This is a genomic window from Jiangella endophytica (assembly GCF_003427025.1).
GTDB lineage: Bacteria > Actinomycetota > Actinomycetes > Jiangellales > Jiangellaceae > Jiangella > Jiangella endophytica.
In genome coordinates this window covers 560,525-574,505 of sequence record NZ_QVAI01000002.1, presented here as the reverse complement: position 1 = coordinate 574,505, position 13,981 = coordinate 560,525, and the positions used below count along the sequence as shown (strand labels likewise).

Annotated in this window: 9 protein-coding genes; 2 read left to right on the top strand and 7 right to left on the bottom strand. The window is 74.0% G+C overall.

Annotated elements, in window-relative coordinates:
• Positions 1-322 precede the first annotated feature (322 nt).
• From DZA62_RS06975 to DZA62_RS06965, 3 genes are all read right to left on the bottom strand, one after another.
• A complete protein-coding gene (locus DZA62_RS06975) occupies positions 323-934 on the bottom strand; it encodes a TetR/AcrR family transcriptional regulator (protein ID WP_116948121.1) in 612 nt (203 codons plus the stop codon).
• Between the two features lie 70 nt (positions 935-1,004).
• Positions 1,005-2,048 carry a GNAT family N-acetyltransferase gene (locus tag DZA62_RS06970; protein ID WP_116948120.1) on the bottom strand — a complete coding sequence of 348 codons (1,044 nt, stop codon included), beginning with the start codon at positions 2,046-2,048 and terminating at the stop codon, positions 1,005-1,007.
• 72 nt (positions 2,049-2,120) lie between these two features.
• Positions 2,121-3,038 carry a CAP domain-containing protein gene (locus DZA62_RS06965; protein ID WP_116948119.1) on the bottom strand — a complete coding sequence of 306 codons (918 nt, stop codon included), beginning with the start codon at positions 3,036-3,038 and terminating at the stop codon, positions 2,121-2,123.
• 282 nt (positions 3,039-3,320) lie between these two features.
• On the opposite strand from DZA62_RS06965, the gene DZA62_RS06960 reads away from it, so the two are divergent.
• Both DZA62_RS06960 and DZA62_RS06955 read left to right on the top strand, forming a co-directional pair.
• On the top strand, positions 3,321-3,755 hold the full coding sequence (locus DZA62_RS06960; RefSeq protein WP_116948118.1) for a (deoxy)nucleoside triphosphate pyrophosphohydrolase: 435 nt from the start codon (positions 3,321-3,323) through the stop codon (positions 3,753-3,755).
• A gap of 99 nt (positions 3,756-3,854) precedes the next feature.
• Positions 3,855-4,538, top strand: a complete 684-nt coding sequence (locus tag DZA62_RS06955; protein ID WP_116948117.1) for a DUF1707 SHOCT-like domain-containing protein — start codon at positions 3,855-3,857, stop codon at positions 4,536-4,538.
• A 331-nt stretch (positions 4,539-4,869) separates the two neighbouring features.
• On the opposite strand, the gene DZA62_RS06950 is transcribed toward DZA62_RS06955, so the two are convergent.
• The 4 genes from DZA62_RS06950 to DZA62_RS06935 form a co-directional block, all read right to left on the bottom strand.
• Positions 4,870-7,062 (bottom strand): Ig-like domain-containing protein, encoded by a 2,193-nt coding sequence (locus tag DZA62_RS06950; protein WP_157987527.1) that lies wholly within the window; start codon positions 7,060-7,062, stop codon positions 4,870-4,872.
• A 267-nt stretch (positions 7,063-7,329) separates the two neighbouring features.
• Positions 7,330-10,215 carry an AfsR/SARP family transcriptional regulator gene (locus tag DZA62_RS06945; RefSeq protein WP_116948115.1) on the bottom strand — a complete coding sequence of 962 codons (2,886 nt, stop codon included), beginning with the start codon at positions 10,213-10,215 and terminating at the stop codon, positions 7,330-7,332.
• Positions 10,212-13,106: an AfsR/SARP family transcriptional regulator gene (locus DZA62_RS06940; protein ID WP_116948114.1), complete on the bottom strand. Its 2,895-nt coding sequence runs from the start codon at positions 13,104-13,106 to the stop codon at positions 10,212-10,214. Before DZA62_RS06940 ends, DZA62_RS06945 begins: the two co-directional genes overlap by 4 nt.
• A gap of 178 nt (positions 13,107-13,284) precedes the next feature.
• On the bottom strand, positions 13,285-13,914 hold the full coding sequence (locus tag DZA62_RS06935) for a TetR/AcrR family transcriptional regulator (RefSeq protein ID WP_198663486.1): 630 nt from the start codon (positions 13,912-13,914) through the stop codon (positions 13,285-13,287).
• Positions 13,915-13,981 lie beyond the last annotated feature (67 nt).

The window sequence follows — 13,981 nt, the reverse complement described above, 5'->3', positions numbered from 1 at the left end:
CCGCCCCCCCCCCCCCCCCCCCCCCCCCCCCGGCCCCCCCCCCCCCCCCCCCCCCCCCCCCCCCCCCCCCCCCCCCCCCCCCCCCCCCCCGGGAACGGGTCATGCGTCGGTGACGGAGCAGTCGGCCGCGTTCGACGCCGCTACGCCGGCCGGCTGAACAGAGCGAAGACGTGACGAGCCCGGCCTACCCCGGCCGCGAGCCCGCCCGGTCGTCCCAGGGACGGGACCCACGCCGGCGACGGAGCGGCGACTTCGTCGACCCAGTGACCACCGAGCTGGGCGAGAGACGCAAGCCGGCTGCGGCAGACTCGCCGCGGACGCCTCACTCGACCCGCAGGCCGCGTTCGATGACATCGAGCGCACCCTCGACGATCGTCTTCAGAGAGTCGCGGTAGCCGGTCTCGTGCCAGTACGCGAGCGCCTCCAGGAACGCAGAGATGAGCGCGGCCGTGACGACCCGCAGCTCCAGACCGTCGGGGTCGCGGCCGGTGTGCTTGGCGATGGTCCCGCGCAGTTCGACCGCCATCGCGTCGGCCTGCCGGTTCAGGGCGCCGCGGACGGCCGGCTCCTCCATCGCGTAGTGCATGCGCCGCATGATGACGCGCTCGTCCTGCTCGAACATCGCGGTGTCGACGAGCTCGGTGAGGATCCCCCGAAGCGCGCTGATCGGGTCCTGAGCGGCCAGCCGGTCGTCGAGGGCCTGCAGCATGATCGGGTCGTACTCGTCCCAGAGGACGACCATCTCCTTGGTGCCGAAATAGCGGTAGATCGAACTCGGCGACACCTCGGCCTCGGCGGCGACGCGCTCGATCGTGACGTGCGCGAAGCCGTCGCGGTCGAAGAGGTCCAGGGCGACGTCCTGGATGTGGCGCATCGCCTTGAGCTTCTTGCGCTCGCGCAGGCCCAGCGGGCGCATCGTCGTCGGCTCGGTCATCAGCGCCGATGGTAGCGCCGATGACCGTCAACTGACAGCGGCTCGCAGTTCAGTCGTCGGACGCGGCGGTTCAGATCTCCTTGCTCAGCAGGACGCTGCTCTGCATGCGCTCGTAGCCGAGCCGCGTGTAGACGCCGAGCGCGCCGGTCGGGTTGTCGGTTTCGACGTCGAGCCCGGCGTACTGCATACCGCCGGCGAGGTAGACCCGCATGGCGGCCGTGAGCAGGGCACCGGCCAGACCGCGGCCGCGGTGCTCGCGCCGGACGGAGACGAGGTCGGTCCACCCCTCGGTGTAGCCCTGCGGCTCCCAGTCCTGGTCGTAGGCACCGGACATGAGATAGCCGGCGACCCGGCCGGTGGCCTCGTCGACGGCGGTGAAGCTCCAGTCGGGCCGGAACTTCTCACCGCCGACGACGTTGAGCGCCCAGGCCTCGGCATCGATGGGGCTGGAGCCCCAGTGGTCGCGGGCGAAGGACTCGTTGTGCGCGACGCGGGTGTCCTCGTCGCGGTCCTTGGAGTACGGCTCGATGCGCAGGCCCTCGGGCACGGTGCCGGCCGGAAGCTCGGCGGCGAGGTCGCGGCGCATGACGACGTACCAGCGGATGGGCGTGAACCCGGCGGCCTCGGCCAGCCGGCGCGCTTCGGCATGCGCCTCGTCGACGTAGAACCGGATGCGGGCGGGCAGGTTGGCCGGCGCGGCGGCGAGCTGCTGCCGGGCGCGCGCTTCGGACCACGCGAGCAGCGCCCGCCCGATGCCGCGTCGGCGGTACTCGGGGTGCACCGCGCCGAACAGCGTCGGCGCCTGGGTGCCCTCGGCGACCGGCCGGAACTCCGACCAGGCGTAGGCGCGCACGTTGCCGTCGGCGTCGAAGCCGGCGATGCCGTCGCGTGCGGGCTCGCGCCAGCCGCCCTTGAACCGGTCGGCGAGCTCGGACTCCGCTGACCGCTCGGTCGCGTTGTCGTGGTTCTCGACGACCTCGCACAGCGCGAACCAGGCGGGGACGTCGTCAGGCGTCAACGGCCGCCAGGTGAGCCCGGCGTCGGCGGGGAGCGGAGGGAGTTCGGCGGGAGCCGCGGCCCGGACGGCGAGCGGCTGGAGGTCGACGGTGCTCACGCTGCTCAACGGTAGGGCCGCCGCACCGGGGCCGCGAGCGAATTTCCGTCGCCCGGCGGCCCGGCGAAGGCGTCAGGCGACGCCGAGCATCAGCGTCCACCACGAGCTGAGCAGCCCGCGCTCCACGCCGATGCCGACGGACGTGTAGGAGCAGTCTCGCAGCCGGTCGAGCTCTTCGCCCTCCCAGTCGCGGACGACCTGCTGCGCGCTGCGCAGCCCGTACGACAGGTTCTCGGCGACCGTCGCGGTGTAGCCCTCCTCGGCGGCGCGATCCTGCGGCGTCGCGCCGTCGGGGTTGACGTGCGAGACGTACAGCCGGTCGCGCATGTCGGCGCTGTGCCCGCGGGCGGCGAGCGTGAGGCGCGGGTCGACCCGCAGCGCCGGGCAGCCGGCGTCGACCCGGGCCGCGTCGGCGGAGTCCAGCAGCTGCGTCTCCGCCCTGGACAGCTCGATGAACGGCAGGCCCGGGTAGTCAGGCGTCGGGTCGTCGGTGGGCTCCGACGGCTCCGAGGGCTCGGTGGTCGGTTCGATCGTCGGTTCGTCGGAGGGCTCCTCCGACGGCTCGTCGCTCGGCTCCTCCGACGGCTCGGACGGGTCCTCGGTGGGCTCGGACGGGTCCGACGGGCGCGGTGTGTCGGGCTCGCGCGGCGGTGTCGTCGCGGTGACGTCGTTGTCGGGGACGTCGGAGTCGTCAGACCCGCCGGAGCCCTCGTCCGACGACCCGCCGTCGCTGTCGTCGGACTCGTCGGGCGACGGGGTCTGCGAACCGGACGGCGACGGGGTCTCGGCGGGCTCGGTGGGGCTGCCGGACGGCGTGGTGCCCGTCCCGGGCGTCGGAGAGCCGTCGCCGGTCTCGAAGTCGGAGACCTCCGGCCCGCCGTCGGCGCGCGCGTAGAGCATGGGCGGACCGTCCGTGATGGCGAAGACCAGCCCGCCGACCGCCAGGACGCCGACCAGCGCCAGGACGCCGACTCGAGCAGGCAGAGGCACGCCTCGGACGCGCCGTTGTCTGTATCGCGGCAGGTTCGAGCTCACGGGGGCTGATCCTTTCCACCCGGGCCGGCCGCACCGCACCGGATCCCGGTCATATCGCAGAGAACCGACATTCCATAGCCATCGCCCAGTTTTGTCCAGGAAACCCGCATCTCAAACATCGATCAAGGAAGACCTCCGTGAACACGAAAGGTCAACTACCGAGAGTGCCGAGGTCATACCGGTGAACACGCCGTCCGAAGAAGTGAGCGGGACGAACCGTCGGCGAAGATGTCTCGCATGAGCGAACAGGAGGGGCGGCTCGTCGTCGCGGCCGCGATCGTCGACGACCTCGCACGACCCAGCCGGCTGCTGGCCGCACGGCGCAGTGACCCGCCGGAGTTGGCGGGCGGCTGGGAGTTCCCAGGCGGCAAGGTCGAGCACGGCGAGCAGCCGCTGGACGCGCTGCACCGCGAGCTGCGCGAGGAGCTCGGCGTCGCCGTCGAGGTCGGCGCGGAGATCACCGGCCCGCTGGAGGGACGGTGGGCGCTCGGGCCCGGGTTGTCGATGCGGCTGTGGCTCGCGATCGTCGTGGACGGGGTGCCGGCGCCGCTGGAGGACCACGACGAGCTGCGCTGGCTCGGCCCCGGCGGGTGGTCCGGTGTGCCGTGGCTTCCGGCGGACGTCGCCGTGGTGGAGGCACTGATCTCGCGGTGTCCGTCGGCGCGGGTGTAGGGCGCGGCACCGGGGCGCGACCGGCCGGCCGAGGCGGCGGCAGCGAGGTCAACTGAGCGGTGGACGACGGCGCCCGCCCGCGGCACTAGCCTGGCCGCTATGACCACCCCGCCCGAACCGCCCGACCAGCCCACGGAGCCGCACGTCCTGCCCGGCGTCCGCGCGTCCGACGCCGAGCGCGAGCAGGTCGTCCAGGCGCTGTCGGAGCACGCGACCACCGGCCGGCTCACGTTGGCCGAGCTCGAGGAGCGCATCGGGCTGGCCTACCGCTCCGTCACCCGCGACGACCTCGCGCGGCTGACGGCGGACCTGCCGGGATCGAGCGCGCTGGAGCAGGTGGCCGCCGACGGGCCGGTCGTCCGCCGCGACTCCGCCGGGCGCCGTTCGGCCACCAAGTGGATCGTCGCCTTCATGGGCGGGACGGAGAAGCGCGGCCGCTGGCGGGCGGCCGAGCGCATCAACGCGGTCGCCGTGATGGGTGGTCACGACATCGACCTGCGGCACGCTGAGCTCGACTCCGACGAGACCACGATCATCGCCATCACGATCATGGGCGGCATGGACATCTACGTGCCCGACACCATCGACGTCGAGGTCGGCGGGTTCTCGCTGATGGGCGGGACGGGCGAGCGCGGCAGCCGGCGGCCCGCGCGGGCGGGGGCGCCGCAGATCAAGATCCTGGCCTACAACGTCATGGGCGGCATCGACGTCTGGCGACTTCCCGAGGAGACCAAGGACATGCCGCTGAAGCAGGCCAAGAAGCGGGCGAAGCGCGCGGAGTGACACGGCCGCGCTCGCGGCGGCGGCCAGGGCGCGAGCCGGTGAGGCACGGCGGACGGCCGCCCGGTGGACATAGGGCGGCCCCGCAGGCCGGGCACGGACCTGCGGGGCCGGTCTATATCCGGGACAGCTCCCCCGTGGAAGCGCCCGTGGGCGAGCGCGGGGTCGAGGCGGTGGAGGACTACCTCGTGTTCCTGCGCTGGCTCAAACACTAGGCAGGGCCGCTTTCAGATCGCTTTCATCGCGCATTCACTGCTGGTCAGCGCGGAACGGCCCCGGTCCCCGCGGGTTGCGGGGGCCGGGGCCGCTGGTGTGACGTGCGGTACGACGTGCCTCAGGCGGTCGTGCCGTTGCGCCGGGCGCGGATCGCGATGGCGGCGCCGCCCAGGGCGAGCAGCGCGACGCCGACCACGATCATCCAGACGTTGGACGAACCGGTGTCGGGCAGCTCGTCGCCGTCGCCGTCGCCCTCACCGTCGTCGTCGCTACCGGCGGCGACGATGAAGGAGACCGAGGTCTCCGACGCGGTGAGCTCCGGGTCGCCGCCGTCGACGGCCGCGGAGGCGGTGAGCGTGTACTCGCCGTTCTCCAGAGCCTCGGCGGGGGTGAACGTCCAGGCGCCGTCCTCGCCGATCTCGAGCTCGCCGGCCCACTCGTCGGCGGCGGTCTGAACCCGCTCCGACGACTCGGTGACGGTGCCCTCGATCGCCAGGGTCAGCTCGGCGGCCGGGAAGACCGTGCCGCTGAACACGACGTCACCGGTGACGGTCGAGCCGTCCTCGGGCGCGGCGATGGTGACCGCCGGCACGGTGATGCCGAGGTCGGCCACCGTGACGGCCTGGCTGTCGCCCTCGAAGGCCTGCGTGACGGTGGCGTCGAACCGCTCGCCGACCGGCAGGTCCGCCGACGGCGCGATGGTCCAGCTGCCGTCGTCGCCGACGGTGGCCTCGCCGTAGACCTCGTCGCCGACGGTCAGGGTGACCGTGGCGCCGGGCTGGCCGGTGCCGGTGAAGCTCGGCCGGGCGTTGCCGGTGGCCTGGCCGTCGGTGGGCGAGGCGACGGTGAGTGCCTCGGCCTGCACCTCGGTCGAGGTGAAGGTGCCCTCGGCGGCCTCGGACCGGGAGAAGTTCCCGTACGAGGCGACGACCTCGTAGGTGTGCTCACCCGCGGCGAGGTCGTCGGTGACGGCGACGGAGAAGGTGCCGTCGTCGTTGATGCGACCCTCATAGGTGTTCTCGCCGTCGATGACCACGCGGACCTTGTGGGTCGAGCGCGCGCCCTCGACGGTGCCGGTGAAGGACGGCCGCGGGCCGGTCTCGCCACCGTCTTCGGGCGACGTGACGACCGGGGTCGCGACCGCGACCGCCAGCTCCCAGTCGCTGCCCAGCAGCGTCAGCGCGTTGTACTGGCCGGTCGCCAGCGAGTAGCCGATGCTGAAGTCGGCGCTGCCGGTGTCGGGCGACTGCGCCGGGTTCCAGGTGTCGCAGTCGGTCCGGCCGTCGTGCGTCGAGCCGGAGTTCACGCCGAGGGCGTAGTTGCCGACGACGACCGAGCCGCCGCTGTCGCCACCGAGCATGCAGGCGTTGAAGATGAAGCCGGTGACAGCCTGCTCACCGACCGGCGTGCTCTGCACCGGGACCAGGATCTCGCCGCAGGTCCAGCCCGAGGTGGCGCCGGACTTGCAGGCCTGGGCGCCGACGACGGCGTCGATCGGGCCGCGGATGGTGACGGAGGCCTCGTCGGGCGCGCCCGAGCCACCGGCCCAGCCGGCGACCTGCGGCACCGCGGTCCACTCGGAGTTGGTGATGTCGACCAGACCACCGTCGTGCTCGTCGCCGTAGTGGAACGAGCCCGGCACGAACTCGCCGAGGTCGGGGCCGGGGAACTCCGACGCCCAGTCCTCGGTGCCCCAGATCGGGGCGTCCAGCTCGATGTGGTGCACCGGGTAGGTGAACTGCTCGCCCGTGGCTTCGTCGACGCCGCAGTGGCCGGCGGTCAGGTACCGCGAGTTGCCGTCGGGGTCGTACCCGCTGAACCCGACGGAGCACCGGCTGAGGCTGAACGCGCCGGTCTCGTCGGGCTCGCTGATCTGGTAGGCGTAGCCGTAGCCACCCTTGTGGTCGCGGGCCGGCTGGACCTCACGCTCGGTGTCCAGCACGTCCAGCGGGCCGACGACGACCCGCGCACCGCTGGCCTCGACGGCCGCGGCGTCGGCGTCGCTGCCGACGTTGATGGTGACGTCCTGGCCGTTGATCGAGGCGCCGAGCACGTCGACGCCCTGGTTGCGCAGCACGGTGGCGGCGTCGGAGGCGGCACGAGCCCGCTCCGCGTTGGCCAGGTACTGCTCGGGAGCGACGCCGAGGTCGCGCTCGATCGCCTCCCGCAAAGTGGCCGGCAGCTGGGCCGCCAGCTCGATGAAGTCGTCGGCGGCGAAGGTCGGGACGGTCACCGGGATCTGTTCGTCGGCCTGGGCCGCGGTGCTGGAGGCGAAGACGCCCCCGCTCACCACGGCCGAAGCGACGAGCACTCCGGCGAACCGTGCCGCGCCTCGCCGACGCGGCAGCATTGCGCTCACAAATTCTCCAAATACTCCATTTGACATGGCGTTGCCCGGAATCGCCCATTCAGTCGTGATCTAGCGCCTGACGTGCGGAAACCCGGGCGAGATCACGTTACACAAGTCGACCGCGACGTGACAGCTCCATCGCCAAGTGGTCACATTGAATTCCGGGAACATTTCTCCCGAAGAATCCATGAGCCGCCTTTATCCGCCAAATGCGGACAAAGGCCGGGATCAGCGTCCGGACGTGGCGAGTGTGAGCTCCGTGCGGGCCTCCGCGGCCAGCCGCACGTGCCGGTTCTCGACGGCGACGGCGACGGCGTCGGAGGCGGCCGCGCTCCCGTCGGCACCGAAATGCCGCAGCGTCCGTGCGGCGTCGAGCAGCGACAAGGCCCGCATCCAGGTCGATCCGAGTGCGACGGCGATGTCGACGGCTTGCCAGCAGGACCGCAGCGCCTCGTCGCGGTGGCCGGCCGCCCGGTGCACGGCCGCAGCGACGGCGGCCGCGTAGTGCGCGTCGTAGGACACCGGCGCCGGGATCTCGACGGCGTCGGCGGCGGCGAGGTCGGCGCGGGCCGCGGCGCACCGGCCGAGCCCGGCGTACCCCCGCGCGCGGGTGCGCAGGCATCTGGCCCGCACCTGCGACGACAGGAACTCGCGGTCGGCCACGCAGGCCGCGATGACGTCCACCGCCTCCTGATACCGGCCGGCCTCGACGTGGATGCAGGCCTGGTTCTCGAACATGATCAGCTCGCCGTACCGGTCGTTCTGCTCGCGGCGCAGCTCGACGGCGTGGTCGGCCGCCGTCAGGGCTTCGTCGAGCCGGTGCTGGGCGGCCAGGGTCAGCGTGAGGTTGGTCCAGGCGGCCGCGGTGATGGCCGGGTGAGACGGCGGCGTGGCCGCGGCGAGCACCGTCCTCGCCGTCTCCTCGTCGTCGCCGCTGTCGCAGCACTCGCGGGCGACGGCGTCGAGCAGGACCAGCAGTCCGGCCGCGTGGTCGACCGCCGGGTACTCACCACCGGTCAGCTCGGCCCGGGCCAGCGTGATCAGCTGCGTCCGGCGCGGGTGCAGCCAGGCGTGGATCTCGCACCGGTCGGCGAACGAGCGTCCGGGCGGGCAGTCGCGCGGCGGCTCGGGCACGCCGGGCACGCTGTCGTCGGGGCGCAGCCGCAGCCGGGCGTTGCGCAGCGTCAGCAGCAGGTGCCCGAGCAGGCGATGGCGCGCCGCCCGCGCCGTGACCGTGTCCGACACCGCGCGGATGTGGTCGTCGACGAGGTCGTGCCAGCCGTAGCCGCCGTCGGCCGCCGGTTCGAGCAGCCGGATGTCGGCCAGCCGGTTCAGCAGCCGACGCGCCTCGTCGACGTCGACCTCCCACACGACCGCGGCGATCTCGGCGTCGACGGTGGCGCCGGTGAGCGCCGCGAGCAGCCGGTACCGCTGGGCCTGCACCGGCTGCAGGCTGACGTAGGTGGCGTCGAGCATCGCCCGGACGGCCAGTCCGCCGGCCCGCAGTTCCCCGAGCCGGTCGCCGTCGCTGAGCCGTCCGGCGAAGTGCTCGATCGGCCAGGCCGGCCGAGTGGCCAGCCGGCCGGCGGCGATGCGCACGGCCAGCGGCGACCCGGCGCACCGCTGCAGGACGGTGGTGGTGGCGTCGGGCTCGGCGACCAGGCGGTCCACGCCGACGACGGACGCCAGCAGCTCGCGCGCCTCCGGCTCGGAGAACATGCCGAGGTCGACGCGGGCGTCGGCCGGCAGTTCGGGGATGCGGCGCCGGCTGGTGACGATGACGGCGCACTGCGACTCCGCCGGCAGCAGCGACGCCACGGTGTCCGGATCGGCGTCGTCCATGAGCACCAGCAGCCGGCGGCCGGTGCACAGACGGCGAAGCAGCTCGGCGCGCTCGTGCGGACACGGCGGCAGGTCCGGGCCGCCGACGCCGAGCGCCCGCAGCAGCCCGGCCAGCGCGTCGGTGCCGAACGCGGCGGCGTCGCTGCTGGTACGCAGGTCGGCGAAGAGCTGGCCGTCGGGGTACCGGTCGCGCACCTCGTGGGCCACCCGCAGCGCCAGCGTCGTCTTGCCGGTCCCGCCGGCACCGGACACGACGACCGTCCGGCATCGGCCGGCGGGCGCGGGACCGTCGCGCAGGGCTGCCGCGAGCGTCGCGACCTCCGCGGCGCGCCCGACGAAGGACCGCGGCCGCGACGGCAGCTGCGCGGGCCGGGTGCCCGGCCCCGCGGCACCGGGAGCCGGGGCGACCGGCACTGCGGCCGGCGCGGGTGCCGGACCGGTGTCGCCGCCCGTGTCGCCGCCCGTGTCGTCGGCGACCAGGTCGCCGCCGGTCAGCAGGCGGGCGTGCAGCGCCGCCAGCTCCGGCCCGGGCCGGCGTCCGGCGGCACGCAGGGCGCGGACGGTGTCGTGGAAGACGCCGAGTGCGTCGCCCTGGCGGCCCTCGCGGTAGAGCGCGATCATCAGCTGCCCGGCGGCGCCCTCGCGCTCCGGGTGCGCCGTCACCAGCTCGCGCAGCTCGCGGATCACGCCGTCGTCGGGGCCGTGCAGGAGCAGCCGCAGCTCGTGCGCGCGCTCGGCGACCGTCAGCACCTCGTCGAGCAGGGACGGCGCCGTCTGGCGGGTCAGGACGTCGGGCCAGAGTCCGGCCAGCGGGTTGCCCCGCCACAGGACCAGCGCCTGGTCCAGCAGCGCGAGCCGCCCAGGCAGGTCGTCCATGGCGCGCGCCGCCGCGAACAGGCCGCGGAACCGCGTGACGTCGATGGCGTCGGGCGGCAGGCCGAGCCGGTAGCCGTCGCCGGCGGACTCGACCGCGGACCGGCCGAGCACCGCGCGGACCCGGGCCACGTGCGTCTGCAGCGCCGCCCGCGGATGCTCGGGCTGGGCGTCCGGCCAGAGCAGCCGGGCCAACGTGCCCTGCGTGACGATGCCGCCGGGGCGCAGCGCCAGCGCGGCCAGCACCACCGCCGGCCGCCCGGAGGGCACCGGCACCGCAGCGCCGTCGCGGCGCACCTCGACCGCACCGAGCAACCGCACGTCCAGCTCGACGCCGGGCCCCGCGACCTCGGCCGGGCTGCTGTGCAGCCCGAGGTCGAGGTCCGGGGTGTGGGTCACGACCGCTCCGCCACCAGGTCGCGCAGCTCGCCGGCGCGCGGCGAGCCGAGCGCCTCGAAGATCCGCAACGCCGCGGTCCAGTGCACCCGGGCGGTCTCGTCGTCGCCGTCGACGGCGCGGCTGTGGCCGAGCTCGGCCAGCGCCTCGGCCTCGACGTCGCTGAGGTGCCCTTCGCGGGCCAGCGCGGCCGCGCGCGCGGCCGGGCCGCCGCCGTCGCGGCCGGACCGGCGCAGCGCGTTGGCCTCCTTGACCAGCCCGGTGGCCTGCAGCGGCACCGACCCGAGCTCGGCTGCGACCCCGACCGCACGCTGGAACCCGGCCACCGCGTCGTCGGCGGCGCCGGTCTCGAGCGCGAGATGCGCCAGCGCCAGCACCTGGTCGAACAGCTCGATGCCGGGCTCGTCGCCGACGCCCTCGCCGGTGAGCTCCAGGTTGCGCCGGGCGTCGTCGAAGCGACCCGTGCTGGTCTGCACGTGGGCGAGGTTACGCCGGCAGCGCCGCCGGACCTCCGGGGAGAGGACGTCGTCGGCCTCGGCGCACCGCTCGAACAGCTCGGCGGCCTCGTCGTAGCGGCCGTCCAGCTCGTACCAGACCGCCATGTTGTGCAGCATGATCACTTCGCCGTACCGGTCGCCCAGCTCGCGGCGGACCGCCAGGCCGCGCTCGCCGGCCTCCAGCGCCTCGTCGCGCCGGCTCTGCGCGCCCAGCGACAGGGCCAGCGCGTGCCAGGCGCGCGCCGTCAGCACCGGGTCGCCGAGCTTGGCCGGGACGTCGAGCACGGCTCGCGAGAGGTCCTCGGTGTGCGCCTCGCGGCAGCACTCGTACCGGGCACGGGCCAGCGCCAGCAGCAGCGCGGCCGACTCGTCGATGACGTCCTGCTGGTCGGAGTGCAGGCCGGCCAGTCCGAGCGACGTCATGATGGCGGTGTGCGGGTGCAGCCACGCGTGGATCTCGGCGCGGTCGGCGAACGATCGTCCCTGGACCTCGTGCGGGAACCAGGCACCGGGCTCGACGCCGTTGCTGCCCGGCCGCAGCACCGGCCACAGGTTGTGCAGGCAGCGCAGGTAGTAGCGGGCGAGACGGCGGCGGGCGGCGGTGACGCGGTGGGAGTCGGCGACGGCGCGCAGGTGGTCGTCGACGAGATCGTGCCAGCGGTACTCGTCGGGGGCGGCGGAGTCGATCAGCCGGACGTCGACCAGGTGCTCGAGCACGCTGCGGGCGTCGTCGGCCGCGACGTCCCAGGTGGCGGCCGCGGTCTCGACGTCGACGGCGGGGCCGGGCACGGCCGCGAGCAGCCGGAACCGGAACGCGATGGCGGGGTCGAGGCCCTGCACCGACGCGGTCAGCATGGACCGCACGCTGAGGTCGCCCATCTCCAGCTCGTCCAGCCGGCTGGTGAGCAGCCGTTCGGCGAAGTGGTCGATCGGCCACGCCGGCCGGGTGACCAGCCGCCCACCGGCGATGCGCAGCGCCAGCGGCGAGCCCTTGCAGGCGCTCACGACCAGCGCGGTCGCGTCGGGCTCGGCCGCCAGGCGGCGGTGGCCGACCATCGACTCGAGCAGCTCGTAGGCGTCCTCGTCGGAGAAGAGCGCGAGGTCGATCTGCACGTCGGCGGGGATCATGCTCAGCTGCGGCCGGCTGGTCACCAGCACGCTGCAGCCGCCGGCGCCGGGCAGCAACGGCGTCAGCTGCGCGGCGTCGCTGGCGTCGTCGAGCACCACCAGCAGCCGGCGGTTCGCGCAGGCGGACCGGAACAGCGCGGCTCGCTCGTCGAGCGTCGCCGGGATGTCCTCCTCGGGTGTGGCCAGCGCGCGCAGGAACTCGGCCAGCACCTCGGCGGGGTCGGCGGGGACGGTGGAGCCGCGCAGCTCCGCGAACAGCTGGCCGTCGGGGTGCACCTCACGCAGCGCGTGCCCGACGTGCAGGGCCAGCGTGGTCTTGCCCGACCCGCCCGGCCCCGAGATCAGTCCCAGCCGAGCCCACGACCGGTTCTCCGAGAGCACGGCCGTGAGCAGGTCGATCTCGTGCTCGCGGCCGACGAACTGCGCCGTCGACCGAGGCAGCTGCACCGGCGGCCGGGCGACCGGGACAGCACCGGCCGGCGCCGAGCCGCCACCGGCCGCCGAGCCGGCACCGGGCGCCGACGCGAGCAGCGCGGGGTCGGTGTCGAGGATGCGCCGGTGCAGGTCGGTGAGCTCCGGGCCGGGATCGATGCCGAGTTCGTCCCGCAGCACCGTCACGACCTCGTGGTACGCCGCGAGGGAATCGCCCTGCCGGCCCTGGCGATACAGCGCGAGCATCAGCTGCGCCCAGAGCCGCTCGCGCCACGGGTGGGCGGCGACCAGGCGGCGCAGCGACGGCACGAACTCCTCGTCGGTGCGATCCAGCCGCAGCCGCAGTTCGTTCATCCGCTCGGTGGCCGACAGCAGCTCCTCGACCAGCAGCGGCGCGGTGGCCTTCTCGAGATCGTCGGGGTTGAGCCCGGCCAGCGGGTCGCCGCGCCACAGCGCCAGTGCCTCACGCAGCAGGGTCAGCTCGGTGGCCGTCTCGGCGTCGCGGCCCGCGGCGACCAGCTCGCGGAACCGGGTGACGTCGACGGCGTCGGGCGGGAGGTCGAGGCGGTAGCCGTCGCCGGCGGCCTGGACGAACCCCTCGCCCAGCGCGGCGCGCAGCCGGGCGACGTGGGTCTGGATGGCCGCCCGCGGGTGCACCGGCTCGTCGTCGGGCCACAGCCAGCCGGCCAGCGCGTCGACGGGGACCACGGCACCGGGACGGGTGGCGAGAGCTGCGAGGATGACGGTGGGCCGGCCGGGCGGCACCGGGATCGTGACCCCTTCGCGGTGCACCTCGACCGGACCCAGCAGTGCGACTTCAAGCCGCGCCCGGCCCACCAGTTCTCACCCCTCCGTCCCCCTGCGCCACCGCAACCGTACCGGTGACTGACAGGAGATCGCACAGTCATCCGGCAGCCGGACCGGCTCCGGCGGCGCTCATCTGGAGTGATCGGTTTCCGGCAAGGTTCGCAACCCACTCAGAAGGCGCATCTCTTGCGCTATCAGACACATCGGATCATGGCGTCAGGAGCAAGCCCAGGGTGCGCGTGACGTGCTCGGCGGCGGCCGCGGCGGTCGGCGCGGGGTCCATCCCGAACATCCGCCGCCGGTGCGGTTCGCCCATGAGCAGCGTGAACAGCTGCTCGGCCAGTTCCTCGTGGTCGTCGGCGCGGACGCCGACGCGTTCTGGCGGCAGCGCGGCGAGCAGCCCGGACAGCACGCCGATGTAGCGGCGCGGCCCGTTCGCGTAGTGCCGCGCGGCGAGTTCGGGGAACTTCGCCGCCTCGCCGGTCACCAGCCGGTGCAGCCCGATGGCCTCGTCGGAGAGCATGAGCCGGACCAGCCGCACCCCGAACGCGTGCAGGTCGCTCACCGGGTCGCCGGCGTCGGGCGCGACGGTGTTGACCACACGGTCGCCGAGCCGGCGCACGACGGCCACGAACAGGTCGGCCTTGTCGCCGACCGTGGTGTAGACGGTGCGCTTGGCCACCCGCGCCTCGGCGGCGATGACCTCGATGGTCGTGCCGCCGTAGCCGCGCGCGAGGAACAGCCGCATGGCGGTCTCGAGCAGCGCGTCGCGCCGGGCCGCGCGATCGACATCGCGCGGCCGGCCCCGCGGCGCCGTCGCCGCCCCCCGTGCAGTCACGTAGTCATCCTGACGCGGAGGTAGTCTTGGATGCAATGAAACGCTAACGTTTCATTGTTTTGCCCGG

What these genes read in the sequence shown, in the direction of transcription:
- DZA62_RS06960 (WP_116948118.1), top strand. Translation starts at nt 3,321, where the DNA reads ATGAGCGAACAGGAGGGGCGGCTCGTCGTCGCGGCCGCGATCGTCGAC.
- DZA62_RS06955 (WP_116948117.1), top strand. Translation starts at nt 3,855, where the DNA reads ATGACCACCCCGCCCGAACCGCCCGACCAGCCCACGGAGCCGCACGTC.
- DZA62_RS06975 (WP_116948121.1), bottom strand. Translation starts at nt 934, where the DNA reads ATGACCGAGCCGACGACGATGCGCCCGCTGGGCCTGCGCGAGCGCAAG.